The organism is Pirellulales bacterium, assembly GCA_019636335.1.
Lineage (GTDB): Bacteria > Planctomycetota > Planctomycetia > Pirellulales > JAEUIK01 > JAHBXR01.
On the sequence record JAHBXR010000002.1, the window covers coordinates 142,381 to 169,277 of the forward strand.

The window sequence follows — 26,897 nt, forward strand, 5'->3', positions numbered from 1 at the left end:
GTTCTGCAAAGTGGCTCATTGGCCGCGTGGACAGCAATAGGCGCGAAGAGGGGGATCATCATGCTGGAGCGGAAGCCGGTCTTCCCTCACGTTATCGAGATGAACTACCAGGCCGGTCAACGGATCGGCTGCAATGTCTATCTCGTCTACGACGGCCCCGAATGGGTGCTGATCGATATCGGTTATGAAGACACCGTCGACGAGATCGTCGAGATCATCCGCCAGCTCGATTTTCCCCTCTCGAGCGCGAAAGGGGTCATCGCCACGCACGCCGATGCCGACCACATTCAGGGGCTGGCCAAGGTCAAGCAATTGCTGAAGACGCCGGCCCTGGGGCACCGCCTCGCGGCCGAGGCCCTCGCCTCGGGCGATCTCGTCAAAACCTACGCCGAGATCAGTGCTCAAGGGATCCACCTCGAACTGCCGGCCGTCGAGATCGACCAACTAATCGACGAGGGGGACCGCATTCGCATCGGCGGCCTCGAACTCGAGGTCTGGCACACGCCGGGGCACACCGACAGCCAGCTCTCGTTCCGCCTCGGCAATCTGCTCTTCAGCGGCGACAACATCTACCGCGACGGTTGCGTCGGGGTGATCGACGCCCACCACGGCAGCGACATTCAGGATTTCATCACCTCGCTCAAGCGTATTCGCGCGAGCGATGTCGAGTGGCTCTTGCCGAGCCACGGACCGATCTTCCGCAAGGACAACGCGGTGCTCGACGCCACCATCGCGCGGCTCGAGCAGTATCAGCACATGGCCGACTTTGGCACGTGTGCCGTCGATTGGCCCCTCATGGATGAGTGGGACCGCGAGCTGGCCGAGGGAAAACTTCCCAAGTAGCTCGCCGTGATTCGATTTCCTCCCACGCCGGGCAAGGGTCCCCGGCGCGACCGAGGACGGTCGTGCTACCACCGGAATTCAACGGTCCCGCGCGACCGGATCTTGCTTCCCGCGCAATGCTGCTATCGCGCCCTGCCAGCAGGTGTTAAACAGCGAGGTTTGCGTGGACTGATGAGAGCTGCGCATCGAGGCAAGGCGCCTCGCATGTTCCCTAATCGTGGATGCCGATAGAAGCCGTACAGGGACGCAACGTGTGGTTGCGTCGAGGCGTGGCGCCGGTATTTTCTGCCTTAGGGGCGAGGATGTTGTCTCTCAGCTCGATCGAGTTATTGCTGTGGATCGGCCTCCTCAGCCTGCTTCCCCTCGTGTTTGTGGTGCTGCGCGGCACAATGGCGCGTGTCCGCCAACAGGAGGAGGCCTACCGTGCCTCGTCGCGAGGTAATAGCCGAGCTCGCGGCGGCACGCGCCCCCCGCCCCTTCAGCCCCACCTGACGACCTCTCAGGCAAACTCGCGGCAATCTGCCCGCGATCGGGCAGCATAACCCGAGTTCGGTCTTCACTCGCGGCACGAGGCTTCACAGCCCAACCGCGCAGAGATCCCCCCTCTCCTCGAACGTCCCCCCACGGCCATCTGCCTACTGGGGGCGCTGGCGCCGCGTGGTGGGGGTTTCGAGATAGGGCGTCGAGGGCTGTTTCAGGTCGGCCGCGGTGAGAGGGCGCGCCGCACCCGGAATCGTGGCCTGGGGCGCCGCAATGGTATCCGGGGGACCATCGAACTGGCGCACCACCTGAATCGGCCCGGTCATCTGCCCGGCGCCAGCCTGGTCGAGTTTTTCGTCGACGATCAACAGCGAGAAGAACGACGAAAAAATGATCGCCACCAGGCGGCCGGCAAGCACGAACGCGCAGAGGGCCCCCAGGCCATACAATACCCACCAACCCGGTCCACGCGATTGCATTCAAACCTCGTCTGATTCACGCCATTGCCAACGTATAACAGTCGACGTCCAGAGGCCTTGGCTGCAATCCATTGGGCTGCTGCCATGACCAATTCAAGTATGACCTGATTGAATCGTTCTCACAACAGTGAATGCGGATGCTGGACTGGCGAACCGGGGGTTCGCGAAACATCGAGGTTGCTATTCACCAGTACCGAGTAGATTCGGCAAATCGCGAGCACCATGCAGCACGCGTGCTATTTCAATCCCATCTGCCCTGACAACGTATGCCATCAGCTTGACGAGGTCTGGCTCAATCGTGCCTGTAGCTTTTTCCTAAAGTCATCGATATCCCAGGAGGTTGCCAGGCCAGCGGCGACTTCGGCTTCGGCCTCTTCAAGCCGTGCAATGATCCAGCGGTCAAGTTGATCGTGCTTGTCGTCAGACTTGCGCGAGAGCCGCCATGTCAGGAATTCCTGCAAGACTTGTTGGTCGAGCAGCATTTCGGCCAGAGGACTCTCGAACAACCAATAAACCCGGTTGGACTCTTGGTCCTCGACTTCGATTGGCTGGCCCTTGCTCTGGGAAAGCGCAGTACGCATTTCGGGCGTAATTTTTGGTGCCATATTCCAATTATAGCCCAGATCAGCACCCACCGAGCAAACGCATAGCCGCCGGAGACGTCGAGTCGATGCAATCGCACTGAAAGTGATAGACCGCTACTTGATTTTGCCCTTCGAACGCAGATAGGCCAGCACTTCTTCGGCCAGCGTCTCGGCGTCCTTCTTGGCCGAATCGAGCACCAACTCTGGCTTCTCGGGGGCTTCGTACGGGTCGTCGATGCCGGTGAAACCCTTGATCTCGCCGGCGCGGGCCTTCTTGTACAGCCCCTTCGGATCGCGGGCTTCGCACACCTCGAGCGGGGCGTCGACCAGGATCTCGATGAAGTCCCCCTCGGGCAGCATGGCCCGCACGGCATCGCGATCGCGGCGATAGGGGCTGATGAACGCCGTCAGTGCGATGACGCCGGCCGAGGCGAACAACTCCGAAACGGCGCCGATGCGGCGAATGTTCTCTTCGCGATCGATGGCCGAGAAGCCGAGTCCGAAACGGTTGGCGAACTCTTCGCTATGCCGCTTCTTCAGCATGCCCGGTCCGGCGTTGAGGCCCATGCGCACGTTGTCGCCGTCGAGCACGAAGCTGTGCGCACCCTGGGCGTGGAGCTTGTGGTCGACCAGGTTCGCCACGGTACTTTTGCCGCAGCCGCTGAGACCGGTGAACCAGATCACGCAGCCCTTATGACCGTTGAGGTTCTCGCGCTCTTCGCGCGACACCGCGTGTTCGTGCCAGGTGACATTCGTGTCGTTCGTCATGACGTGCAAAGCTCCCGAGAAGTAGAGGGCATCAGGCGAGTCCGACAGCAAGGTTGCGCTGACCGAGACGAGGTCGCGCACCAGGGCCCGCCGCATTTCCACCGCAATATGATGAAGCCAAAATGATAGCGAAGCGCAAGAAGGGCCGAAAGGCCGTGACGGGGCGTGGAAACCCGGGAATTCTCCCCGCTCACTTCCACGCACCAGCCAACTCAGTCCGACAGCCCGGCCAACTCGCACAGCGCTGCCGACATGACGGGTTGCGGGCAGCTCCAGACCAGAAAGAAGAGCGCTTCGCGGCACATCCGTCCGGCCGGATGCCCCACGACGTAGCCACTTCCCTTGGCCGCCGCCAGCGAAGCCTGCGAGGCCCGCAACGCCAGGCTATTGGCTCGCGCACGGAACTCGTCGTGGCTGCAAACGGCGTTGCCGCGCGCCAGCTCGAGCAGGTCGCCCGTGGCGAGCTCCACCTCGCGCGCCAGCGACAGGCTGGGGGGATTGAGGTCCGCGCGGCGCTCCGCCTCGTACCGCAGAAAATCGACCGCTGCCCGCGCCAAGCCGATCGCCAAGGTCGACGTTTGCAGTCCGCCGGTGTTCGCTCCGCTCCCTTGCGACATGACATTCTCTGCTGGTCCGGCGAGCAACCAGCGGCGTTCGACCCGCACGCGCCGGCAGCGCACTTCGCCCGTGTGGCTGGCCGTCAGGCCGATCAGTCGAGCCGGCTCGGCGGCCTCGACCCCTTCGAGCGCCGTGGGCAGGGCGACCAGGATCTGCCGACCATCTTCCAGCGTGGCCCCAGTGACGACCCAGTCGGCATGCGCCCCCCCGGTGACCCAGGGGCTGTAGCCGTCGAGCACGTAGTCCCCCGCCGTTTCTTCGGCCACGAGCGCGGGGCGCCCCAGATGTCGCCGGCTCGTGGTGAGATGCGATATACCCACCGTCGAGAAGGCGCTCCCTTCGACCAGCGGCGGCAATAGCTCGGCCTTCAGCGCTTCGTTGTCCGAAGCCTCGATTCGACGGCAAGCGCCCGCACGTTGCGTGAGAATGAAGGTCGTCGTCAGGCAGGCGGCCGAGAGCCGCAGGTAACCGCGAATGACGTCCCCTTCGCTCCAGTCGCAGCCCCCCCACCTCTGGCCGGAGAACCAGCGATAGACGCCGTATTCGCCGCACAGCTTCAGTTGATGCTCGGGCCACGCCTCGCTCACATCAAGTGCCGTGGCATGAGCGCTCAATTCGTGGCAGAGTTGCGCGAGGGCGGGATCGTCCGGTGTGGTGATCTGCGAAGAGTTTGACATGTCGTCACCGCAGGCTGCAGGTCGAGCAGAGCATCGAGCGTCGGCGGTTCACGATACCCCTGGGCGTTGCAGGCGACAACCGATCGATGGCCGCGGCGCGTGGCGCGTCTCACTTCACAAAATCTAATGCTGCGACGGCAATCTCGACGCGCAGAGGAATCAGGGGTCGCTCCCTTGGAAACACGCGATATAATCGGGGCGTTCCCGGCAGGCGCGCGAAGGAGAATCACTCGATGAGTCAGACACAGGCTGCACGCCGCGGGGACCTCGACAGCTCCGCCGTGCATGGATTGTCACCGCAGACGCTCTACGACAAATGTGTCGCTCTGGCCCACAATCTCTGGTGGAGCTGGCATCCCGAGGTCACGAGCCTGTTTCGCGACCTTGATCCCATTCGCTGGCGGCAGCTCGACCACAATCCGATCGCGCTCTTGGCAGAGTTCACGCCGGAGCGTCTCGAGATGCGCGCCGCGGAGCTCGTGCTCTACAGCCGCATCAATCAAGCGTATCGCCGCTTGAAGGAATACCTTTCGCCCACGCAGACGTGGGGTATCACCCACGCGGGTGTGCTCGGCTCGAAGCCAGTAGCCTATTTTTCCGCCGAGTTCGGCATTCACGAATCGGTGCCGATCTACTCCGGCGGTCTGGGCGTCCTCTCGGGCGACCACATCAAAAGCGCCAGCGGTCTGAACATCCCACTCGTGGCGATCGGCCTCTTCTACGATCAGGGCTATTTCAAGCAGCGCCTCGATCAGAACGGCTACCAGATCGAAGAGTACCAGGATACGAAGGTCGAAAACCTGCCGATGGAGCCGGCGCTCAGCCCCGACGGCAAGCCGATCACGATTCACATCGATACCCGCACCGGCCCGCTGCTGGCCAAGTTGTGGTTGATGCACGTGGGACGCATTCCGCTCTACCTGCTCGACTGCGACGTCGATCAGAACAGTCCCGAAGACCGCCAGTTGACCAGCCGGCTCTATGGCGGCGACCATCGCACGCGCATTCGTCAAGAACTGGTGCTCGGTGTCGGTGGCGTGCGGGCGCTGCGGGCGCTGAACATCACGCCCGGCGTCTACCACCTGAACGAAGGCCACAGCGGTTTCGCCTGTCTCGAGGCTGTGCGCGAGCGGATGGATATGCACGGCATGAGTTTCGACGACTCGTTGCGCGACGTCGCTCAGCACACGGTCTTTACCACCCACACGCCGGTGCCGGCGGGGCACGATCGCTTCGACGGCGGACTGATCGAAGAACACTTGGGCCCGCTGCGCGATGCCTTGGGCATCTCGTACGAGCAGTTCATGGGCCTGGGACGCGTCGATCCGCGCAACGACAACGAGACCTTCTGCATGACGGTGCTGGGGCTCAAGCTCTCGCGCCGGGCGAATGCCGTGAGCTCCTTGCACGGCCACGTCAGTCGCCGCATGTGGGCCCATCTCTGGCCGTGGCGCGTGGAAGAAGAGATCCCGATCGGTCACATCACCAACGGCGTACACATCCTCACCTGGCTCGCCGGACAGATGCAAGGCTTGTACGACCGCTACTTCCCGGCCAACTGGTTCAGCCGCATGGGCGAGCCCGAGGTGTGGCAAGGCATTCACCAGATCGATCCGGGCGAACTGTGGGAAACCCACCAGGCGCTCAAGAACCTGCTGCTCGCCTTCGTCCGCCGCCGTCTGAGCCGCCAGTGCCGCCGCCGCGGCGAACCAGACGACGCCGTCGAAGCCGCACGCAACATGCTCGATCCGAACGTGCTGACGATCGGCTTCGCCCGACGCTTCGCCACCTACAAGCGGGCCTCGCTCATCTTGAGCGACATCGACCGCTTCAGCGCCCTGCTGAACGACGAGGATCGGCCGATCCAGGTCATCTTTGCCGGCAAGGCGCATCCCGCCGATGAGCCGGGCAAGCAACTCATTCGCGAGATCGCCAACCTGCGCTTCGACGAACGCTTCGCCGGCAAGGTGGCCTTCGTCGAGGACTACGACATCAACGTCTGCCGCCACCTGGTGCAGGGGGTCGATGTCTGGTTGAACACGCCGCGGCGACCGCTCGAGGCCTCGGGCACCAGCGGGCAGAAGGCCGTGCTCAACGGCGGATTGAACTTCTCCGTCCTCGACGGCTGGTGGGCCGAAGCTTACGACGGCAAGAACGGCTTCGCCATCGGCACGGGCAATTCGCACGTCTCCGACGAGTTGAACGACAAACGCGATGCCGACGACCTCTATCGCGTCCTCGAGACCAAGATCATCCCGCTCTACTACGATCGCGACATCGACGGTCTGCCCCGCGGGTGGATCAAGATGATGATGAACTCCATCAGTTCGCTCGCGTGGCGGTTCAGCGCGCATCGTATGGTGATGGACTACGTCCGTTCGGCCTACCTGCCGGCCGCGGGGGGCGTAAGCTGCGATATGTCGACTCGCTTCTAGGCAGACCCTATGGCTCAGCTCGAGCGCATCACGATCTATCCGATCAAGTCGCTCGACGGGTACGATGTCGCCAATGCGGAGCTCATCTCCGGCGCTGGCCTGCGCCACGACCGCCAGTTCGCCCTGCGCGGTGCCGACGGCGAATTCTTCAGTGCCAAACGCACCGAGAAGATTCACCGCCTGCGCTCCGTGTGCGATCCGCTGGCCCGCACACTTGAGTTGCGCCGTCAGGGTGAGAACGAGTCCGCGCGGTTTCATCTCGACGACGACCGCGCGGCGATCGAGGCGTGGCTCGGCGAGTATTTCGGCGCGCGGATCATGCTCGTCGAGCACGACCTGGGGGGCTTTCCGGACGATAACGATTCGCCCGGTCCCACGATCGTGAGCGGGGCGTCGATCGAGGCCGTCTCGCAATGGATGCCCGAGCTCTCGCCCGAGGATCTGCACCGGCGGTTTCGCATGAACCTGGTGGTGTCGGGGGTCGAGCCCTTTTGGGAAGACCGCCTCTTTGGCTCCGGCGACGGCGTCGTGCGCTTTCAGATCGGCGACGTAACATTCGAGGGGACCAATCCCTGCCAACGCTGCCCCGTCCCCACGCGCAATCCGGAAACGGGTGAGGAGTACGAACATTTCGTCGTTACCCTCGCCAGACAGCGTGCCGCTACCTTGCCCGACTGGGCGCCTAAGGATCGCTTCGACCACACCTACCGCTTCACGACGAACACGCGATTGGTTCCCACGGGTCGCACGGGCAAGATCCACGTGGGCGATCAGGTCAGCGTCGTCGGCTGAGCAAGTCGCGTGCGGTGGGTTGCAATGGCCACGCACGATCAGGCCCAGCAGGGTGGATGTATCAAAGCGGCAAAGCCCCAACCAGGGCTGGCTCGCGATTACACGGATGCTCAATGCCGATACTCGGCGGATCGCTGTTGACGGCCATCGAAGCAGCGGCTACAAGTAGAATCTGAATTCTAGATTCTATATCCCGTTTCTGGTTTTCCCCGCGAACTAACGCACTATTGCCCGCAAGGTCTGCCTGGGTTTTCCATGTCCACTGCCCGTACCTCCCATCACAACGTCCAGTGGGTTCGCCCGCCGCGGCAGGCGCGCAGTCAGGAGAGCATGGAACGCATCCTCGATGCGGCCGAGGGGGTCATTTCGGAGCGGGGATTCGACGCGGCCACGATCTCCGACATCGTGCGCCGGGCGCAGTCGTCGGTGGGGGTGTTCTATGCCCGCTTCCGCGACAAAGAGGCCCTGCTCAACCTGCTGCACGAGCGGTTTCACGAAGAGGCGGTTGCCACGACCGATGCCGCTCTCGACCCGGCCGAATGGGAAGGGTCGAGTATCGCCGAGATCGTCACCGAGTTGATTCCCTTTCTGGTGCGGATCTACCGCGAGCGACAGGGACTGATTCGCGCCTTCATCCTCCGCGGCGTACACGACACGGCCTTCGCCGAGAGTGCCGGACGGTTGTGCGAGCACATTACCGAGCGCCTGCGGGGGCTGATGCTCGCGCGGATCGAGGAAATCGGACACTGGCAGCCCCCCCTGGCGGTCGATTTCGGCATCCGCATGGTCTTCGCCATGTTGGATCAATGCACGCTGATGCCGAGCGTGCAGTCCTTGGCGGCCGACATGACCGACGAGCAACTCGCGGCCGAGTTGGTGCGCGGCTACCTGAGTTATCTGGGCATCGATGCCGACCGAGGGGAGACCTGAGTCGAGCTCGCTTCATCGAAAATATTGAATCCACGGCCTTACCGCCGCAAGTAAAAGACTCGTCCGACGAAGACCCGATTAGCCCCCACGCGGCAGATGAACTGAGGAAATCCCGCCCGGGGCGAGCCGATCGCGAACCTTGGATGACTGGCCCGAATCCATCCAACACCAATCCATCGACCCACGTTAACTCTTCGAGGTGAAGTGATGCGTACCGCGCTCCTGTTGACCGCTCTGGCCGGACTCTCCCTGCCGGCCTTGTGTAGTCGGCCCGCCGCGGCCGAAGAGGCCAGGCAGACGACGCTGGGCAAACAGATCGACGGGTTCACCCTCGACGACATCTGGGGCAAGGAGCATACGCTCGCCGACCTGGCCGACAGCAAGGCCATAGTCGTCGTCTTTCTGGGTACGGAATGCCCGCTGGCCCGACTGTACGCCCCCCGCATCAACGAATTGGCCACCGAGTATCGCGACCAGGGGGTGGCCTTCCTCGCGGTCGATCCGAATCGCCAGGATTCGATCGCCGAGATGCAGAACTACTCGCGCGTCTACAACCTGGGTGTCCCCTTCCTCAAAGACACGGGCAACGCGTTGGCCGACCAGTTCGGCGCCGAACGCACGCCCGAAGTCTTCGTGCTCGACGCCGAGCGGCGCATTCGCTACCGCGGGCGGATCGACGATCAATACGGGCTCGGCTCGAGCACCGGCTACGCGCAATCGAAGGTGCGTTCCCGTTTCCTGGGCGATGCCATCGATGATGTGCTGGCCGACCGCGACGTGGCAGCACCTGCGACCGAGGCCGTGGGCTGCTTGATCGGCCGCGTACGCACGCCGGCCGAAGATTCGCAGGTGACTTATTCGAATCAGATCGCACGCATCCTGCAGAACAACTGCGTCGAGTGCCATCGGCCGGGACAGATCGCTCCGTTCGCGCTGATGGATTACGACGAGGTCGCCGGCTGGGCCGACATGATCGCCGAGGTGGTCCGCGAGCAGCGCATGCCCCCCTGGCACGCCGATACGCGCTACGGCCACTTCACGAACGATCGCAGCATGTCGGAGGAAGAGAAAGAATTGATCTTCGCCTGGGTCAAGAATGGCGCGCCCGAGGGAGATCGTTCGCAACTGCCCGAGCCGATCGAGTATCCCGAAGGTTGGCAGATCGGCCAACCGGACGAGATCTACTACATGCGTGACGAGCCCTTCCCGATTCCCGCGGAAGGGACGCTCGAGTATCAGTACTTCGTGGTCGATCCGGGCTGGAAGGAAGACAAGTGGATCGAGGTGACCGAGTGCCTGCTCGGTAATCGTGCGGTCGTACACCATATCTTCGTCTTTGCGGTGCCGGCAGGCGTGGAGCTTCCCTCGTTCGAAGGGCCGGAGAAGAGCCGTGGCGAGTTCAACCCAGGCACGGGGGGCATCGAGCTGATCGCCGGCGCCGCGCCGGGCACCCCTCCCTGGTTCAAGCCGCCGGGCATGGCCACCCACGTCGAGGCGGGGACGCGTTTGCTCTTCCAGATGCACTACACGCCCAACGGCGGCGCGACCGAAGATCGCAGTGCCATCGGATTCCGCTTTGCCGATCCGAAGACCGTCAAGCACGACACTCGCATGAACATGGCGATCAACTTCGCCTTCAAGATTCCGGCCGGGGCCGACAATCACCCCGTCGAGGCGACGCGGACGTTCAAAGAAGACACGCTGCTGCTGACCTTCGCCCCACACATGCACCTCCGCGGCAAGGCCTTCCGCTACGAGCTGCACTATCCCGACGGCAAGGTCGAGACGCTGCTCGACGTGCCGCGGTACGACTTCAACTGGCAGGTGATCTACATGCTCGAGCAGCCGATTCTCGCGCCGGCCGGCAGCAAGCTCTACTGCCTCGCGCACTTCGACAATTCGGAGAACAATCTGGCGAATCCGAATCCCAACGAAGACGTCCGCTGGGGAGATCAGACTTGGGAAGAGATGATGATCGGTTGGTTCTCGGAATCGACCGATATCGATCCTTCGCAGTTGCCCGCCGGTGAATCGCGGACGGAACGTTTTGTCGCGGCAGTTCAGAAAGAAGCCCCGCGCGTCAGCACCTTGTTGAAGCGCGGCGCCGAGAAGGCCACGCAATCGGACAAGGATCTGCAGACCTTCTTCGAACGCCTGGTGCGTGTCGTGCCGCAGGTCGATCGCGTCTGCGTCACCTATGTCGACGGAGAGCAGGTTCGCGTGGCGCTCGCCGCGCAACCTCCGGTGGTCGAGTTGCAGCTTGGCGGTCCGGGCATGACCTTCGCGAAGGAACGTTCGGCCCTGGCGGCGCATGCCGAAGCCAGGGAGCTCACCATTCACAACCAGCTCGGCAAGGACGATGCGCAGGATCTGGCCACCTTCGCCGCCATGGTTGGTTCCAGCCTGCATCTCCCGATCGTCTACCAAGGCAAGCCCGCCACGCTCAACTTCTGGAGCAAGGAGACGGGGGCCTTCCCGAGCGATGCGGTGGCGATTCTCCGCGAGTTGGGCGAGCTCGCCGCCGCGGGGGCTACGGCCAAAAAGTAACGTTCCGAATTTCGTTGGCAGGTCGGGTGACACCGCCGTGCGGATCATGCCCATTCGGCAGTTGCCGAATGGGCATGCAGGATTCCTGCTCGATGCACGCCGATCGGGGTCGCTCTTCCCGCTACTCGCGCGCGTCGACGACGCGCTCGACGAGTTGGGCCACGCTCTCCACGCCCAGCTTCTTCATCAGGCTGGCGCGATCGCGCTCGACGGTACGCGTGCTGACGTCGAGCGTGCGGGCGATGACTTTGTTCAGACGTCCTTCGACGACCAACTGCATGACGCGCCGTTCCTGCTCCGAGAGCAAGGCCAGTCGCCGCAGGGTATCCGCCCGGCGCGCCTGCCGTTCCGAACGCAGTTGCTCGTCGGCGAGCGCCCGGGTAATGGCGTCCCACAAGGCGTCGACGTCCCCCGGCTTTTCGAGCAGGGTGATGGCGCCGCTGCGCATCGCGCGCACCGTGGCGGGAATATCGGCGTGCGCCGTGAGAAAGATGACCGGCAGCAAGTTGCCCGTCGCGCGCAATTGTTCGAGCAATTCGATCCCGCTGATGCCGGGCAACCGCAACTCGGTGACAATGCAACCGGTGCGGCCATTGTCGCAGGCCGCCAGCAACTCTTCGGCAGACGAGAACTCTTCGCACGCGACACCACGCGCGGCGGCGGTGTCGAGCAACCAGCGACGCGCCGGCGCATCGGGATCGACAATGAAGAGAGTTAGCTGGCCGGTCATCGCGCCGCACCGCTCGATCGAGTTTCGCCGTGTCAGCCGCGGTCGAATGCGCGTTGCTCGGCTTATTTCCGGTTGAACGAGAACGTCCTGCCCCGTCTTGCCCGAGTTGCTGCCATCAGCCGCCGCCGGCGGCCGATCAGGCTCGCAAGCTGGTCTCGTCCTTCGGCTCTAAGGTACGATGATTCTAGGCCCGATTTTCGGCAGAATGAATACCCAAGAGTAGGTAAATCTCGCTGCGCACCGATGCCCCTCGGCCCGGGCAGGGACCGGGGGGTGGGAGCGGGTTCGAGACGAAGGGGCTCCCGTAGCGATCCCGGGCGATCGCGGACGACCTCTCTTCCCGGGCGGCGTCACTCGCCGTAACATTCGACGTGGCCGGGCGATACTCGAAATCGAAAAGGGACTACAACATGCCACGCGGGCTCTCGCTACTCGTCCTACTCCTCTCTCTGACGCTGGCGGCCCAGGCCGCCGAGCTGAAGCCAGCACCCACCGCCGACGCGAACTGGCCGCAATTTCGCGGACCGGGATCCCTGGGAACCGCCGAGGGGAGCAACCTGCCCGACCGGTGGACCGCCACCGAAAACGTGCAGTGGAAAACCGCGATTCCCGGACTGGGCTGGTCGTCGCCCATCGTCTGGCAAGACAAGGTCTTTCTCACGACCGTGGTCAGCGAAGGGGAGGTCGAGGCCGCGAAGCGGGGGCTTTACTTCGGCGGCGAGCGCAAGACGCCCCCCACCGCCAAGCATCAATGGAAGGTGTATTGCCTCGATCTCGAGTCGGGCCAGATCTTATGGGATCGCGTGGCGCACGAAGGCGTGCCCGAGATGACCTACCACATCAAGAACACGCTCGCTTCCGAGACGCCGGTGACCGATGGCGAGCGCGTCTACGCCTACTTCGGCAACCTGGGCTTGTTCGCCTTCGACTTCGCGGGCAACCAGCTTTGGTCCGTGAAGTTTCCGGTTCACAACACGCGCTACGGCTGGGGCACCGCGGCCTCCCCCGTGCTGCACGACGGCCGCATCTACATCGTCGACGACAACGACGACGAATCGTACCTCGTGGCGATCGACGCGCGCGAGGGAAAGGAACTCTGGCGCACGCCGCGCACCGACGAGAAGAGCAACTGGGCGACCCCCTATGTCTGGCAGAATGAACAGCGCACCGAGATTGTCACGCCGGGCACCGTGAAGACGCGCTCCTACGATCTCGATGGCAAGCTGTTGTGGGAGTTTGCCGGCATGTCGAGCATCACCATCTGCACCCCCTTCTCGCGCGATGGCTTGCTCTATATCGGCTCGGGCTACGTGCTCGACAAGCTCAAGCCTCTCTATGCGATTCGCCCGGGAGCCAGCGGCGATATCTCGCTCGGCGAAGACGAGACGTCGAACGAGTTCATCGCCTGGTGCAACAAGGGCGCCTGCTCGTACAATCCCACGCCCGTGCTGTATGGCGATAACCTCTACGTGCTGTTGGATCGCGGTTTTCTCGCCTGCTACAACGCGCGGACGGGCGAAGAGGTGTTCGGCAAGCAGCGCATCCCCAATGCACGGGGCTTTACGGCCTCGCCCTGGGCCTACAACGGCAAGATCTTCTGCTGCGATGAATACGGGGTGACCTTCGTCATCGAGGCCGGCCCCGAGTTCAAGATCCTGCACGAGAATCCGCTGGGCGAGGACGAAATGTGCATGGCCACGCCCGCCATCGTGGGAGACAAGCTACTGATCCGCACCGATCAGCATCTTTATTGCATTCGCCACGGAGCTCGGGGCTGATTTCAGTCGCCATGGGGTATCTCCTGCCTCCATACTACCCTCCGCGACGAGGGCACGGCAACGCAAGGCGATTCCGTGCGGTATCTGATGAACGAGCTCGTTCACCCTTCACTCGGCCAACGTTTCGACCACGCCGAGCTCTTGATACACCGCTTCGATGGTCCCTGCGTCGAGGCGGCGGAGATGCTCGCCGGCGCCGGCCACCAGGGCCAACTCGGCCAGTTGGCAGACGTGCCGCGGAATGCCCTGCGCGAGTTGATGCAGCCGGGTGAGGGCGCCCGCTTCGAAGATCGGCTCCGTGCCGCCGGCGCGCGCGAGCGATTCGCGCACGAAGGCCGCCGTATCGACTTCTTCCCAGGGAGCCAGGTCGACGCGCAGCTCGGCCAATTCAAGCAAGCGTCGATCGAGTTGGTGCGACGTATTCAGCCGGCTGGCGAGCACGACGGTCAGACGGGCCTCGGGCGCCAGGTCGGCATGTACGAGACGCAACACGGTCGCCTGGCATTCTCGCGAGGCGCGGTCGGCGTCGTCCAGCATCAACACGGTCGGCAACTGCTGGTAGCGCGCCGCGGCGATCTGGTCGGTCACGGCACGCCACAGTTCGTGGGTGCTGGCATGCACGTCGGGGTTCGCCCCAAGTGCCGCCGCCACGCCCCACAGAAACCCTTGGGGCTCGGCTCCCAGCAGATTGACGGCGACCACGTTCGGCGTCGTGGCGCGCAGTTCGCTCGCCAGCGTTGCCAGCAACAGCGACTTGCCCGTTCCCGACTCGCCCAGCAAGAGCCCCACGCGACGCCGTTCCTCGACGAGGAACAAGAGCCGGGCGAGGGCCTCGTTGTGGACGGGGCTGGCATGGAACGTGCGCGGATCGAGCCGCGGCGAGAATGGCGCTTCGCGAAGACCCCAGTGTGCGAGATACATGCAGCGATCCGCGCCCGATTCTAGAGAGATTGCCGACCGGCGAGCGCGCGCACCGCGCCCGGCTCGTTCGGCGCATTCCTTGCCTTTGTCCTCATCGGTAAAATGGCCGTCAAACTTGACGCCCTCACACGGAATTACGCAGCAAAACATGGCCGATCGCTACTTTGTCGAGCACACGATCGATTCGGATCGCGTCGTGCTGGGGCCCCCCGAGGGGCATCACCTCGCGCGGGTGATGCGGGCCAAGCCGGGCGATGCCGTCACCTTGTTTGATGGCAGCGGTGCGGAATTCGACGCCTCGGTCGCGCGGGTCGCACGCGACGAGGTCGAACTGACGATCCACACCCGCCGCGAGATCGACCGAGAGTTGCCGCTACGGCTCACGCTGGCCGTGGCCCTGCCCAAGGGGGACCGCCAGAAATGGCTGGTCGAGAAGTGCGTCGAGTTGGGCGTCTCGTCGATCGTTCCTTTGTGGACCGAACGGGGCGTGGCGCAGCCGGCCGACTCGGCATTGGCGCGCCTGAGACGCGCCGCGATCGAAGCGACCAAGCAATGCGGTCGGAATCGGCTGCTCGAGATTGCCGAACCGCGCCCGTGGAGCGAATTTGCCGCGCGCGATGTACCAGAATCGTTGCGGCTCATCGCGCAGCCCGAGGCCACGGCTTCCGTCGCAGCCGTTTGGCGCGACAGGCTGGAACGGACGGGCGCCGCGCCGCGCGAGGTGTGCGTTGCCGTCGGCCCCGAAGGGGGATTCAGCGACGCCGAGTTCGCGGCGGCAGTCGAACATGGCTGGCAAGGCGTTGCGCTCGGCACGCGCATTCTGCGCGTGGAAACGGCCTGCCTGACGCTCGCGGCGACCCTCGGGGCGCTCGCGGACGACGCACGCTAGCAGTCCGTTGAAAAACTCAACGGACTGCGACATCGCAGGGATGCGATGACAAAATAGCGACGTATGTCGTTCTTTTGCGAGCCGTGCGGAGCTTTGCTCCTCACTTGGCGAGGTTGCTAAGTCGCGCCATTGCTCGAACGGTGGCGCTGTGGCGGTGCTACTTGCTCGCCGATTCTTTTGTGGCCTGGGCCGTTTCGCCGGCGCTCTCGCCTGCCGCTTCGTCGTCACGCACGATGCGGCCGAACATGGTGCCGCCGTGGCTTCCACCCTGCCACGTGCCAGCGTAGCGATCTTCATAGAACAGCACGCGGGCGGTGAAGGTGCCAAAGCCGGGAATCAGCACGTTCGTCAGCGTGATGACGGGCGTATCGCCAGCCCATTTCACGAGCACCGGCATGCGGAAGGGAGCATCCCCCTCGCCGATATTCGCCTCGATCAGAAAATAGCCGTTCTTCCCCTTCTTCACGGTGCCCAGCTTGTAGCGATCGGGCTTGGGCGTCTCGCCGCTGGGCTGGTCGTCGGCGGTAAAGCTCCCTTCGAGCACGGCGCCACTCAGCTTTTCAGCAAACCGATCCTCGAGTTCTTCTGGCGAAACTTCCTTCGAGCCAGGTGAATCCGGCTTCTCTTTTTTGGCATCCTCGGCGCGGAGATTCGCAGCGAAAGTCACCAGCAACATCAGCGCGAACCACGTGCAATAGCGGAACATGGTCGATACCTCTCTCGCAAGGCGTTGAAGGCGTTAATCGAACCGCCACCCCCCGTGGCGAACATCGTGCGTTTTCTCTCGACACAGCACTCGGCAGCATAGCACAGGGACCTCACTGAGATACAGCGCTCCTGCTGCCAAGCGCCATCAAAGGTTGCGCAAATAACGGACGGCGCTAGCCAGTTCCAACTCGGGATTCTCGGCCCGCTCGCGCTCGATCGTGTAGTAGCCGCGGTAGGCGTGTTGCTCGAGCGCGCCGATGATCGCGGGAAAGTCGACGCTGCCACGCCCCAGCGGCACTTCGATCCCGCGCCCCTGACCCAGATCGCGCACGCCATCCTTCGCATGCACGTGGCGCACGTGCGGGCCGAGCACTTCGGCCGCTTCGAGGGGCGAGAAGCCATTCACGATCAGGTTGCCCGGATCGAGATTCACGGCCAACGTGCCGGCCGGCAGCGTGTCGATGAACTGGCCAAGCCGCGTGCCGCTCTCGGTGCCCGTCTCCGCCGCCAGGTAGGCCCCCACGTGATCGCCGTAACGGCCGAGCTCAATCAACACGTCTTTGAGTAGACGCATCTCGTCCGTGGCCAGATCCTCGCCGACCGGGCCGACCTGGTTCACCACGACCGGCGCCCCAAGATCGTGGGCGAACTTCATCGCCGCCTTCGTTCCGGCGACGCGGGCATCGAGCTCGTCCAGCACGTGATACCCGCGGCGCGTGCGATACCCCACGGCCGCGACGCGCAGTTCCAAGTCGGTGAGCATCTTGCGCAATTCGCGCAGGCCAGTCTCCGAAAGTTCCTGCGGGCGAAGGTCGCCGCGGGCATCGATCTCGACGGCCGAAGCCCCCAGCCGCTGGGCCGTTTGCAGGGCCTTGCGGAACGGAAGACGCAGGCTGCGGAGCTGAATGCCGATTTTCAGTTCTGCCAAGGAACGGATCCTTCGGGTCGTAACGATTAGGAAAACCGCGGTCGAGTGCCTCGCCGCGCGAAGTCGATAGCGATGAAGTGGAATCAGATTTGCCTGCCGTGCGGCCCGGCCGCTCAGCTTACGAGAAACTCCGCTTCGATGAACGTACGCGCCCCCTCCGCGTCATGCCCTGTAGTGACGGCTCGCCCAAACTTGGCCGTGCTGTCGGGCATGTTGCGCACGGGTGTGTTGATTCTAGCTGCCCTGGCCGCCGCGCCCACCGCCGCGCGCGATCCCTACGCCGTCGAGGTGTTCGCGAGCGACTTCGACCAGGGAGCCGACGCGAACTTCGATCGCTGGCCCGACGGCTGGACCCGCAAACGCGGACCCGATTACCCCCATTACGTCGAGATCGAGCTGGAACCGGACGCTTCTCCGTCGTCGGGGCGGACGCTGGTCGTGCGGCTCAATGGTGGCGCCGCGGCGGTGCGCAGCCCGGCCATTGCCATCAGTCCCGACTTTACCTACGTGCTCGAGGGCATGATTCGGACCGAAGGGCTCCGGCACGATCGCGCCTTTCTCACGCTGACGATTCTCGACGCGCAGAATCGCGTGCTCGATAGTTACCATTCCGAGCCCATCCGGGGCGATTCGCCCTGGACGCGCGTCCGCATCGGGCCGGTGGCCTCCGATCATCGCGACGCGCGCAGTGCCTTGATCGGCCTGCACGTCGAAGCCGGAAGCCCCCAGGATCTGCAGGGCGCCGCCGCGTTCGACGATCTGTGGCTCGGCCGGTTGCCGCGCATGCAATTGGCGACAAGCGTTCCCCTGGGAATGTACGAATCGACCGGCGAGGTCGAGCTGCGCTGCGAGATTACCGGCCTGGCCGATCCCGATTGGCGGGTCTCGCTCGCCCTCGAAGATGCCCGCGACCAACCCGTCGACCATCAGACGCTCGTCGTCAGCGAGTCGAACTCCACTCCGGCGGCGCGCGTCATGCGGCGCGATCTCGTGACGGGCAAGGAACACTATTCGAGCGAGGTGGTCTGGCGGCCGCAGCTCGACGAGGTGGGTTTTTACCGCCTGCGCGCCGAATTGCTCGGAAACGAGGGGCCGGTTCTCGAACGTTCGCTATCGCTGGCCGTCATACGACCCGAGCCACAGCGCGGTGCCGGCGAGTTCGGCTGGACGCTGCCGCGCGGCGATCGGCCCCTCCCCATTCCGATGCTGGCGCAACTGCTGGGGCAGGTGGGCATCAACTGGGTCAAGTTCCCCCTCTGGCACGACGTGCAAGATACGGCGCGCGTGAACGACCTGATCTGGTTCACCGAACAGATGCGGGCCCAGGGCATCACGGTGGTCGGCTTGCTGCACGAGCCGCCACCCGCCGTCCGCGCGCAGTTCGGCAACTCCGCTTCGCTCGAGGCCGCCGATCTGTTCACCACGCCCAGTGAAGTCTGGTTTCCCTCGCTCGAGTCGGTGCTCTTACGATCGTCGATCAACGTCCGCCGTTGGCAGTTGGGCACGGATCTCGACCAGTCGTTCGTGGGCTTCAGCGGTCTCGAGAAGAAGATCGCCGAGCTCAAGCAGATGATGGATACGGTCGGGCACGACGTGCAATTGGGCTTCGGTTGGAACTGGACCTATGAGCAGCCCGCTTCGCCCGACGTCGCCTGGCGCTTCCTCGCCCTTTCGGCACACCCACCCCTCACGGCCGAAGAGCTGCGTGCCTATCTGACATTGCCACGCAACCCGCGTGTCGCGAGGTTCGTGGCCATCGAGCCGCTCGATCGTCGCCGCTACACGAACGACGTCCGTGCGGCCGACCTCGTCGAGCGGATGATGGCGGCGAAACGCGCCGGTGTCGAAGCGATGTTCGTGCCCGATCCGGTCAGCACCGATCGCGGACTCTTGAACGACGATGGTACCCCGGGCGAGTTGCTCTTGCCGTGGCGCACCACGGCGATCGCGCTGGCCGGAACGGAGTGTCTTGGTCAGATGTCGCTCCCCGGGGGCAGCTCGAACGACGTCTTCGTCCGCAATGGCGAGGCGGTGATGGTCGCCTGGAATGCCCGCGCGCAGCGCGAGCAGATCTACCTGGGCGAGAAGGTCGAGCAGCTCGATATCTGGGGACGCGCCCGAAAACCCGAAGTTGTGCAGGGAGAGCAGGTCATCGACGTGGGACCCCTTCCGACGTTCATCACCGGCATGAATGAGCCCGTGGCGCGTTGGCGACATTCCGTCGATTTCGGCCGGCGGCAGTTGCCCAGCGTTTTTGGCAAGCCGCACGGGCAGACCCTGCGCTTCAAAAACTTCTTTCCCAACGGCGCCGGCGGTCGCGCGACCATCGTGACGCCGCCGGAATGGATCGTCAGCCCCCACAGCTTCGATTTCGAACTGGCCGCGGGCGAAGAGGTCGAGCTGCCCCTGACGATTCTCTTCTCGTCCGATGCGAACAGTGGTCCGCAGCAAGTACGCATCGACTTCGAGGTCAACGCCGATCGCCCCTACAAGTTCAGCGCCTATCGCCGTCTCGACGTGGGCTTGGGAGATATTTCGATTGAGTTGACGAGCGAGTTGCTGCCCAATGGCGATCTCGAAGTGCAACAACGGCTGACCAACACCACGGACGAGGCCGTAAGCTTCACGTGCAGCCTGTTCGCGCCGCAGCGGCGTCGCATTCGCCGCCAGGTACTGCACCTCTATCGTGGGACCGATGTCACGACCTACCGCATCGAGAATGGCCAGGCCTTGATCGGACAAATGCTCTGGCTACGGGCCGACGAGATTGGCGGATCGCGTTCGCTGAACTACCATTTCCGGGCGCAAGAGTAATCCGCTCCGCAGGTGGTGATCGCGCGATCGCATCTTAACCCGAAGCGTAAGCGAGGGGCTTCTTGGAGAGAACGTCGATCGAGGAATCGCCTCGCTGACGCTTCGGGTTGTGATTCCCGTCGGATGTCACTTACAAGGTATTCGCCGTGTCTAGTGTTCGTACGATCGCGCAATTCTTGGATGACTTCGCCCCTGCCGAATTGGCCGAGCAGTGGGACAACGTTGGCCTCTTGGTCGGTGATGCCGGCGCCGAGGTCGAGCGCGTGATGACCTGTCTCACGATCACGCCGGCCAGTGCCCACGAGGCCATCGAGTCGGGCGCCCAGTTGATCGTGGCACATCACCCGCTGCCGTTTCGCCCCTTCAAGCGGATCACGCGCGACACGATCACCGGCCGCATGCTGCTCGATCTGATCGCCGCGCGCGTGGCCGTCTACAGTCCTCACACGGCGTTCGATTCCGCGGCGGCAGGCATCAATCAGCAATTGGCCGAGGGGTTGAAGCTGCTCGACGTCCGCCCCCTCACGCCCGCGGCGAATACTGTGGTGCCGCCCCATTTGGGAACGGGCCGTTGCGGAAGACTGGCCAGGCCGCTCACGCTCGACCAACTGGCCGCGGAGTTGAAGCAGTTCCTTAAGATCGAGTCGCTCCAGGTCGTCGGCGATTCCAGCCAAGAGGTCGAGCTGGTGGCCGTGGCCTGCGGCAGCGCCGGCGAGCTCGTCGATTCGGCCATCGAGTTGGGCTGCGAGTGTTTTGTAACGGGCGAGGCCCGCTTTCATACGGCCCTCGAGGCCGAGGCCCAGGGCATCGGCCTGCTGCTCGCCGGACACTACGCCACCGAGCGTTTCGCCGTCGAGACGCTGGCCACCCTGCTCGGCCGGCAGTTTGCCGACGTCGAGGTCTGGGCCAGCCGCAGCGAGGCCGATCCGCTCCGCTGGCTCTGAGCTCGCTCGTCGGGGGGACAGGTCCGCCGCTCGGGGTGGAATTCGGGCCTTTGGGGCGTTTGCTGGCTGAACCTCTCCGCGTTGACACCCCTCTTTACCGGTCGTATGCTTGTTTCGTACGTTTTGTCACGGTCCGCAGCCCAGGATTTTGCCCTCGTGGACGTCTCGTTCCAGATCGCACGGCCGGTCGTCGTCGAGCGTGTTTCGCTCGTCGCGACGGGCATTATTCGTGCGATTAGCGAGATTACCCAGGAGGTAAGGCCGTAGGGCTTCGACCGGCACGACCGATCAACCGCAGCCCTGAGGCCTATGCAGCCACAGGGCTGTTTTCGTTTCAGGGCGCCAACCGCCAACACCGAGGTACCGGCCATGCGCCGCATTCAGATCTACGACACCACGCTCCGCGACGGTAGCCAGGGTGAAGGAGTCAGCTTCTCGCTCGAGGACAAGCTGGCCATTACCGAACGGCTCGACGCGCTCGGCTTCGATTTTGTCGAGGGGGGCTACCCGCTGTCGAACGAGAAGGACGCGCAATACTTCCAACGCGTGCAGCAGCTTCCGCTCGACCACGCCGCCGTGTGCGCCTTCGGCATGACGCGGCGCAAGGGGATCGCCGCGGCCGACGATCCGGGCATGCAGGCCCTGGTGCATGCCGGTGCCTCGGTCATCACGCTGGTCGGCAAGACGTGGGACTTTCACGCCACCGAGATCCTGCACGTCTCGCTCGACGAGAACATCGCCATGATCGCCGACAGCGTGGCCTACCTCCGCTCGTGCGGCCGCCGGGTGATCTACGACGCCGAGCATTTCTTCGACGGCACGAAGGCCAACGCCGACTACGCGCTGGCCACGATCCGCGCCGCGGCCGACGCCGGCGCCGAGATCGTCGTCCTGTGCGATACGAATGGCGGCAGCCTGCCCGAGGAAATCGCCGAGCTGACACGCCGTGCCGTCGACGCGCTCCCGGTGCCGGTGGGCATCCATTGCCACAACGACTGCGAACTGGCGGTAGCCAATTCGCTGGCGGCCATCGACGCCGGGGCCTCGCACGTGCAGGGCACCATCAACGGACTCGGCGAGCGCTGCGGCAATGTCGACCTGATTACCGTGGTTGCCAACCTGACGTTGAAGAAACGGGGCTACGAGGCGCTGCACGCCAACAAGCTCGAGCATCTCACCGAGCTGTCGCGGTTCGTCTATGAAACGGCCAACATGCACTTCCGCGACAATCAACCCTTCGTCGGTCGCAGTGCCTTCGCGCACAAGGGGGGCATGCACGCCCACGCCGTCAATCGCGTCGCCCGCAGCTACGAGCACATCGACCCCACGCTCGTCGGCAACGAGCGGCGCATCCTGGTGAGCGAGCTATCGGGCAAGTCGAACATCTTGGCGCTCGCCACGCGGCATAACATCGCCGACGATCCCAAAGTGGCCGAAAAGATTCTGGCCGAGGTCGTCCGGCTCGAAAACTCCGGCTATCAGTTCGAGGCGGCCGAGGCGTCGTTCGACCTGCTGGTCAAACGCACCATGGGGGCCTTCGAGCCACACTTTGAACGCTTGAACTATCGCGTCGAGGTGCAGACCGACGAGCAGGGGACCGTCACCACCGAGGCCACGGTCAAGCTGCGCGTGCGCGACGAGCTGCGCCACGAAGTGGCCGAGGGAGATGGTCCGGTGAACGCGCTCGATGCGGCGCTCCGCAAGGCACTGCTGGGCGTTTACCCCGCGCTGGCCGAGGTGAACCTGGTCGATTACAAAGTCCGCGTGATCAACTCCGAGGCGTCGACCGCCGCACGCGTCCGCGTGGTCATCGAAAGCCGCGACGAGCACGACGTGTGGGGCACGGTCGGCGTCAGCGAAAACGTCGTCGAGGCGAGCTGGATGGCGCTGCTCGACAGCATCGAGTACAAACTCTACAAGGACGAAGCCCGACGCGCGCAACCCAAGTCCGCCCCGAGTAAGGAGCGCGAGCCCGCCCCGGCCGGCGCGGGTCGGTGACGAAGAAACCATCCACGGATTTCACGAATTGGAAGAATGCCGCCGGAATAACCCGAAGCGTGAGTTTTGAAGTGGCCCGATACGATCCGGGGTTGGCGACGCGCGAAAATCCGCGGCCAGCGCGGTGGCCGAAAATCGACAGCGCGGCGAGATGTGCATCCGTGTACAGTAGGTCAGGTACGCGCGTACCTGACACTTGTTCGACTCGGCCACGTCGAATGTCTTCGCCCTCGCGCGAGTGGTGCGCGATGGTGCGCGAACCAGCGCCTCCTAACGAGGCCACCAATACCCGCTTGAGAAGCACGATCGCCCAGCCTGGTCCTCGATATGCAAGTGCCCACCACCGCGCCGCTTGCAACGAATCCGCTGCTCCTGGGGCGACCGAGTGGTCCGCCGTGGTGCGCGAGGGTGCGCGAACCAACACAATTTCATTCAAAAATCACAAACGCGAAGCGTCAGCGAGGAAAAACACCAGCGCGATGCAACAACAATTTTGTAGGTCAGGTACCCCGTACCTGACCTACGTGCCTTCCTCGCGGACGCTTCGCGCTTAGGAGAACAGTCCGTTGAAAAACTCAACGGACTGCGACATCGCAGGGATGCGATGACAAAACAGCGATGTAAGTCGTTATTTTGCGAGCCGTGCGGAGCTTTGCTCCGCACTTGGCGAGGTTGATAAGGTGCCGGAGCAAACGAAGAGCAACGTTCGACTACACACCAAAATCTTGGATATCCCATGTCGATGGCGACGAGCAAAGACGAGCTGCCGAAGCAGTATGAGCACAACGCGGCGCAGGCCCGCTGGTACCAGTTCTGGGAAGAGCGCGGCTATTTTCACAGCGTCCCCGATCCGAAACGCAAGCCCTTTACCATCGTCATTCCTCCGCCGAACGTGACCGGCGCGCTCCACCTGGGGCACGCGCTGAACAACTCGCTGCAAGATATCCTCATCCGCTACAAGCGGATGCAGGGCTTCAATACCCTCTGGATGCCCGGCACCGATCACGCCGGCATCGCCACCCAGGCGATCGTCGAAAAACGACTGCTCGAAGAAGAAAAAAAGTCGCGGCACGATCTCGGTCGCGACGGCCTCATCGAGCGCATCTGGAACTGGAAGCAGGAGTACGAAGCCCGCATTCTCAGCCAGCTCAAGCAGATGGGCTGCAGTTGCGACTGGCAGCGCACGCGGTTCACGCTCGACGACATCTGCGCCCGCGCCGTGCGTTTCACCTTCTTCCGCTTGTTCGGCGATGGTTTGATCTATCGCGGCAAGCGATTGGTGAATTGGGATACCTACCTGCAAACCGCCGTCAGTGACGACGAAGTCGAATACAAAACCGTGCCCGGCAGCTTCTGGCACCTGCGCTACCCGGTGGTGAACCCTCAGCCGGGCGAGCCGACCCACGTCACCGTGGCCACGACCCGCCCCGAGACGATGCTGGGCGATACCGCCGTGGCGGTGCATCCCGACCCGGCCAAAGCGCTCGACGCGGCCCGCGCCCTCCTCGAGGCAAAACTGGCCGAAGCACCCGAAAAACAGAAACCCGAAATTCAAGCTCAAATCGACGAGCTGGCCGAGCGGCGCCGTACCCTCTTGCCGGAGCTGGAGACGCTGCGCGACATGGCCCGCGCCGGTCGGCATGTACTGTTGCCCCTGTTGAATCGCGAGATTCCGCTCGTGGCCGATGTGTGGGCCAAGCCGGAGCTCGGCAGCGGCTGCGTCAAAATCACCCCCGCTCACGATCCCAACGACTACGAAGTCGGGCTGCGCCAGAAACTCCCGATGACGAACATCCTCAACTTCGACGGCACTCTGAATGATGCCGCCGGAACCTATCGCGGGCTGACCATGTCAGACGCACGCAAACGCGTCGTCGAGGATCTCGACGCACAGGGCCTGCTGGCCGCGGTGGAGAATCGCGAGATCGAGCTGGCGCACTCCGATCGCTCGAAGACGCCGATCGAGCCCTTGCTGGCCGATCAATGGTTCGTGCGGATGGAGCAGCTCGCCCAAACCGCGATGGACGCCGTGACCGGCGGCCGCGTGCGAATCGTGCCAGCCCGCTACGCACGCAGTTACCTCGACTGGCTGAGCGAGAAACGCGATTGGCCGGTCGGGCGGCAACTGTGGTGGGGGCACCGCATCCCCATCTGGTACAACGACACCGCCACCGAAGCAGAACTGCAAACGGCCTTCCAAGATCGCGACGATATCACCTGGACGCGCGACGAGGCCGGCAACCGCTGGCTCATCTGCTCGCGCGACGAGGATCTGGCCGAAAATGCCCTGCCCGGCCACAAGCTCGTGCAAGACGCCGAGGTCCTCGATACCTGGTTCAGCTCCGCCCTCTGGCCCCATTCGACCCTGGGCTGGCCCGAGCAGACGCCGGAGCTGGCCTACTACTATCCCACCAGCGTCCTCGTGACGAGCCGCGACATCATCACGCTCTGGGTGGCGCGGATGGTGATTACGGGACTCTACAACGTGGGCAAAGTGCCGTTCCACGACGTCTATATTCACCCCAAGATCCTCGACGGCTACGGCGAAGGGATGTCGAAGTCGAAGGGCAACGGCGTCGATCCGATCGACGTGATGGAGAAGTTCGGCGCCGATGCGCTGCGCTTCGGCCTCGCGCATCTCACCACCGAGACGCAAGACGTGCGGATGCCGGTGGAATTCGAGTGTCCGCACTGCCAGAAGCTGGTGGAACAAACCAAGAAGAACCGCGTGCTGCCGCGCATCGAGTGCCCGCAGTGCGGCCAGGCCTTCTCGACGCAGTGGGCCAAGGCCCCCGCCGACACGGCTTTGCCGCGTGGCGCCGTGGTGAGCGAACGCTTCGAGGGCGCGCGCAACTTCTGCAACAAGTTGTGGAACGCGAGCCGCTTTGCGCTTTTGAATCTCGACGGCTACGCACCGGCCCCGGTGAAAGACGACGAGCTGGCGGTCGAAGACCGCTGGCTCTTGAGTCGCCTGGCCACCGTGACCACGCAGGTGACCGAGGCGCTCGACACGTATCGCTTCGCCGATGCCTGTCGCACGCTGTACGACTTCGCCTGGAACGAGTTCTGCAGCTTCTACGTGGAGATGGTCAAGAATCGTCTGAGTGATCCTTCCGCGCGACCAGTGGCACAACGCGTGCTAGCCCACGCGCTCGATACGCTGCTGCGATTGTTGCACCCGATGATTCCCTTCCTGGCGGAAGAGGTATGGCAACTGTTGCGCGAGGCGGCGCCCGAGCGCGGCTTGCCGCAGCCTGCCCCCGCGGCCGAAAGCGTGATGCTGGCCCCCTGGCCGGTGGCCGAACTGGCTCGGCAGGATCAAGCCATCGAACGCCGCTTCGGTCTTTTCCAGGAGGTGCTGCGTGGGCTGCGCGAGATTCGCAGCCGGCAGAACATTCCGCCGCGGACCGAGATCTCTTTCTCCGTGCGGACCGATGCCGAGACCGCCACGCTGCTCCAACCAATGGAGCCTTATTTCGATTCAATGGCCGAGGCCAAGGCCAGCCAGTGGGGCCCTGACGTGGAGCCGCCGGCGACGCACGCCAAGGTGGCACTGCCTGGCATCGAGATCTACGCCGATCTCGCCGGCCTGATCGACGTGGAAGCCGAAATCAAGCGCAACGAGAAAGAGCAGGAAAAAGTGCTCGCCGGCATCGGCGCGAAGGAAAAGAAGCTGGCCAACGCCAACTTCGTGGACCGCGCGCCCCCCGAGGTGGTGGCCCAAGAGCGGGCCGGGCTCGAAGAGCTGCGCCAGCGCCTCGCCTCGATCGAAAGGGCTTTGGTGACGTTACGCGCTCGGTCGAAATAGCCACAGCCGACGGGGCTTTTTCAAGAGCTGGCTGGGCCTTCAAGGCTTTGCCAAGTTCTGGCCTGGGCCGCGAACGTAGATGACGTGCGCGTCTGTATCGCTTATGGTGAAGAGCAAGCGATAAGGTCGTCCGCGGCGAGTCTTGAAAAGTACGTGACGAACGTCGTTATCGTGAAAGTGTGGCGATTCGGCGCGACCGGGAAAACGTCCGCTGAAGCTCGCAATC

Annotated in this window: 19 protein-coding genes; 11 read left to right on the forward strand and 8 right to left on the reverse strand. The window is 63.8% G+C overall.

Features of this window, described 5'->3' with window-relative positions; genetic code table 11:
- The first annotated feature begins 60 nt into the window (after positions 1 to 60).
- Positions 61 to 843: an MBL fold metallo-hydrolase gene (locus KF708_02830; protein MBX3411628.1), complete on the forward strand. Its 783-nt coding sequence runs from the start codon at positions 61 to 63 to the stop codon at positions 841 to 843.
- 635 nt (positions 844 to 1,478) lie between these two features.
- Here the strand turns inward: KF708_02830 and KF708_02835 are convergent.
- The 4 genes from KF708_02835 to KF708_02850 all read right to left on the reverse strand — a co-directional run bounded on the left by KF708_02835 (position 1,479) and on the right by KF708_02850 (position 4,449).
- A complete protein-coding gene (locus KF708_02835) occupies positions 1,479 to 1,802 on the reverse strand; it encodes a hypothetical protein (protein MBX3411629.1) in 324 nt (107 codons plus the stop codon).
- A 272-nt stretch (positions 1,803 to 2,074) separates the two neighbouring features.
- A complete protein-coding gene (locus KF708_02840; GenBank protein MBX3411630.1) occupies positions 2,075 to 2,437 on the reverse strand; it encodes a hypothetical protein in 363 nt (120 codons plus the stop codon).
- A 63-nt stretch (positions 2,438 to 2,500) separates the two neighbouring features.
- Entirely contained in the window at positions 2,501 to 3,154 is a 654-nt protein-coding gene (gene cysC / locus KF708_02845) for an adenylyl-sulfate kinase (protein MBX3411631.1), read from the reverse strand.
- Positions 3,155 to 3,366: 212 nt separating this feature from the next.
- On the reverse strand, positions 3,367 to 4,449 hold the full coding sequence (locus tag KF708_02850) for an acyl-CoA/acyl-ACP dehydrogenase (GenBank protein ID MBX3411632.1): 1,083 nt from the start codon (positions 4,447 to 4,449) through the stop codon (positions 3,367 to 3,369).
- A 233-nt stretch (positions 4,450 to 4,682) separates the two neighbouring features.
- Here KF708_02850 and glgP point away from each other — a divergent pair, with 233 nt between their 5' ends.
- The 4 genes from glgP to KF708_02870 all read left to right on the forward strand — a co-directional run bounded on the left by glgP (position 4,683) and on the right by KF708_02870 (position 11,153).
- Entirely contained in the window at positions 4,683 to 6,884 is a 2,202-nt protein-coding gene (glgP, locus tag KF708_02855; protein MBX3411633.1) for an alpha-glucan family phosphorylase, read from the forward strand.
- Positions 6,885 to 6,893: 9 nt separating this feature from the next.
- Positions 6,894 to 7,676 carry an MOSC domain-containing protein gene (locus tag KF708_02860; protein MBX3411634.1) on the forward strand — a complete coding sequence of 261 codons (783 nt, stop codon included), beginning with the start codon at positions 6,894 to 6,896 and terminating at the stop codon, positions 7,674 to 7,676.
- 330 nt (positions 7,677 to 8,006) lie between these two features.
- Positions 8,007 to 8,606 carry a TetR/AcrR family transcriptional regulator gene (locus KF708_02865; GenBank protein MBX3411635.1) on the forward strand — a complete coding sequence of 200 codons (600 nt, stop codon included), beginning with the start codon at positions 8,007 to 8,009 and terminating at the stop codon, positions 8,604 to 8,606.
- 207 nt (positions 8,607 to 8,813) lie between these two features.
- Complete coding sequence (locus KF708_02870; protein ID MBX3411636.1) at positions 8,814 to 11,153, forward strand: redoxin domain-containing protein; 2,340 nt, start codon at positions 8,814 to 8,816, stop codon at positions 11,151 to 11,153.
- Between the two features lie 121 nt (positions 11,154 to 11,274).
- Here KF708_02870 and KF708_02875 read toward each other — a convergent pair whose 3' ends face one another.
- Positions 11,275 to 11,601, reverse strand: a complete 327-nt coding sequence (locus tag KF708_02875; GenBank protein MBX3411637.1) for a hypothetical protein — start codon at positions 11,599 to 11,601, stop codon at positions 11,275 to 11,277.
- A 692-nt stretch (positions 11,602 to 12,293) separates the two neighbouring features.
- Between KF708_02875 and KF708_02880 the strand changes: the two genes are divergently transcribed.
- A complete protein-coding gene (locus KF708_02880; protein MBX3411638.1) occupies positions 12,294 to 13,661 on the forward strand; it encodes a PQQ-binding-like beta-propeller repeat protein in 1,368 nt (455 codons plus the stop codon).
- Between the two features lie 108 nt (positions 13,662 to 13,769).
- Here the strand turns inward: KF708_02880 and KF708_02885 are convergent, their stop codons facing one another.
- Positions 13,770 to 14,582, reverse strand: coding sequence for an AAA family ATPase (locus KF708_02885; GenBank protein ID MBX3411639.1), 813 nt, complete (start codon positions 14,580 to 14,582; stop codon positions 13,770 to 13,772).
- A gap of 148 nt (positions 14,583 to 14,730) precedes the next feature.
- On the opposite strand from KF708_02885, the gene KF708_02890 reads away from it, so the two are divergent.
- Positions 14,731 to 15,471 carry a 16S rRNA (uracil(1498)-N(3))-methyltransferase gene (locus tag KF708_02890; protein MBX3411640.1) on the forward strand — a complete coding sequence of 247 codons (741 nt, stop codon included), beginning with the start codon at positions 14,731 to 14,733 and terminating at the stop codon, positions 15,469 to 15,471.
- 157 nt (positions 15,472 to 15,628) lie between these two features.
- On the opposite strand, the gene KF708_02895 is transcribed toward KF708_02890, so the two are convergent.
- Both KF708_02895 and KF708_02900 read right to left on the reverse strand, forming a co-directional pair.
- A complete protein-coding gene (locus KF708_02895) occupies positions 15,629 to 16,177 on the reverse strand; it encodes a hypothetical protein (GenBank protein MBX3411641.1) in 549 nt (182 codons plus the stop codon).
- Between the two features lie 147 nt (positions 16,178 to 16,324).
- Positions 16,325 to 17,107 (reverse strand): sugar phosphate isomerase/epimerase, encoded by a 783-nt coding sequence (locus KF708_02900; GenBank protein ID MBX3411642.1) that lies wholly within the window; start codon positions 17,105 to 17,107, stop codon positions 16,325 to 16,327.
- A 192-nt stretch (positions 17,108 to 17,299) separates the two neighbouring features.
- On the opposite strand from KF708_02900, the gene KF708_02905 reads away from it, so the two are divergent.
- The 4 genes from KF708_02905 to KF708_02920 all read left to right on the forward strand — a co-directional run bounded on the left by KF708_02905 (position 17,300) and on the right by KF708_02920 (position 26,671).
- Positions 17,300 to 19,921, forward strand: coding sequence for a hypothetical protein (locus KF708_02905; protein MBX3411643.1), 2,622 nt, complete (start codon positions 17,300 to 17,302; stop codon positions 19,919 to 19,921).
- 146 nt (positions 19,922 to 20,067) lie between these two features.
- Positions 20,068 to 20,865, forward strand: a complete 798-nt coding sequence (locus KF708_02910; protein MBX3411644.1) for a Nif3-like dinuclear metal center hexameric protein — start codon at positions 20,068 to 20,070, stop codon at positions 20,863 to 20,865.
- A 369-nt stretch (positions 20,866 to 21,234) separates the two neighbouring features.
- Entirely contained in the window at positions 21,235 to 22,863 is a 1,629-nt protein-coding gene (cimA, locus tag KF708_02915) for a citramalate synthase (protein MBX3411645.1), read from the forward strand.
- A gap of 742 nt (positions 22,864 to 23,605) precedes the next feature.
- Entirely contained in the window at positions 23,606 to 26,671 is a 3,066-nt protein-coding gene (locus tag KF708_02920; protein MBX3411646.1) for a valine--tRNA ligase, read from the forward strand.
- Positions 26,672 to 26,897: the final 226 nt, after the last annotated feature.

Excerpts from the sequence above, each read along its gene's own strand:
- KF708_02890 (MBX3411640.1), top strand. The coding sequence starts at position 14,731 with ATGGCCGATCGCTACTTTGTCGAGCACACGATCGATTCGGATCGCGTC.
- KF708_02830 (MBX3411628.1), top strand. The coding sequence starts at position 61 with ATGCTGGAGCGGAAGCCGGTCTTCCCTCACGTTATCGAGATGAACTAC.
- glgP (MBX3411633.1), top strand. The coding sequence starts at position 4,683 with ATGAGTCAGACACAGGCTGCACGCCGCGGGGACCTCGACAGCTCCGCC.
- KF708_02860 (MBX3411634.1), top strand. The coding sequence starts at position 6,894 with ATGGCTCAGCTCGAGCGCATCACGATCTATCCGATCAAGTCGCTCGAC.
- cimA (MBX3411645.1), top strand. The coding sequence starts at position 21,235 with ATGCGCCGCATTCAGATCTACGACACCACGCTCCGCGACGGTAGCCAG.
- KF708_02835 (MBX3411629.1), bottom strand. The coding sequence starts at position 1,802 with ATGCAATCGCGTGGACCGGGTTGGTGGGTATTGTATGGCCTGGGGGCC.
- KF708_02850 (MBX3411632.1), bottom strand. The coding sequence starts at position 4,449 with ATGTCAAACTCTTCGCAGATCACCACACCGGACGATCCCGCCCTCGCG.
- KF708_02870 (MBX3411636.1), top strand. The coding sequence starts at position 8,814 with ATGCGTACCGCGCTCCTGTTGACCGCTCTGGCCGGACTCTCCCTGCCG.
- KF708_02885 (MBX3411639.1), bottom strand. The coding sequence starts at position 14,582 with ATGTATCTCGCACACTGGGGTCTTCGCGAAGCGCCATTCTCGCCGCGG.
- KF708_02895 (MBX3411641.1), bottom strand. The coding sequence starts at position 16,177 with ATGTTCCGCTATTGCACGTGGTTCGCGCTGATGTTGCTGGTGACTTTC.
- KF708_02875 (MBX3411637.1), bottom strand. The coding sequence starts at position 11,601 with ATGCGCAGCGGCGCCATCACCCTGCTCGAAAAGCCGGGGGACGTCGAC.
- KF708_02920 (MBX3411646.1), top strand. The coding sequence starts at position 23,606 with ATGGCGACGAGCAAAGACGAGCTGCCGAAGCAGTATGAGCACAACGCG.
- KF708_02880 (MBX3411638.1), top strand. The coding sequence starts at position 12,294 with ATGCCACGCGGGCTCTCGCTACTCGTCCTACTCCTCTCTCTGACGCTG.
- KF708_02865 (MBX3411635.1), top strand. The coding sequence starts at position 8,007 with ATGGAACGCATCCTCGATGCGGCCGAGGGGGTCATTTCGGAGCGGGGA.
- cysC (MBX3411631.1), bottom strand. The coding sequence starts at position 3,154 with ATGACGAACGACACGAATGTCACCTGGCACGAACACGCGGTGTCGCGC.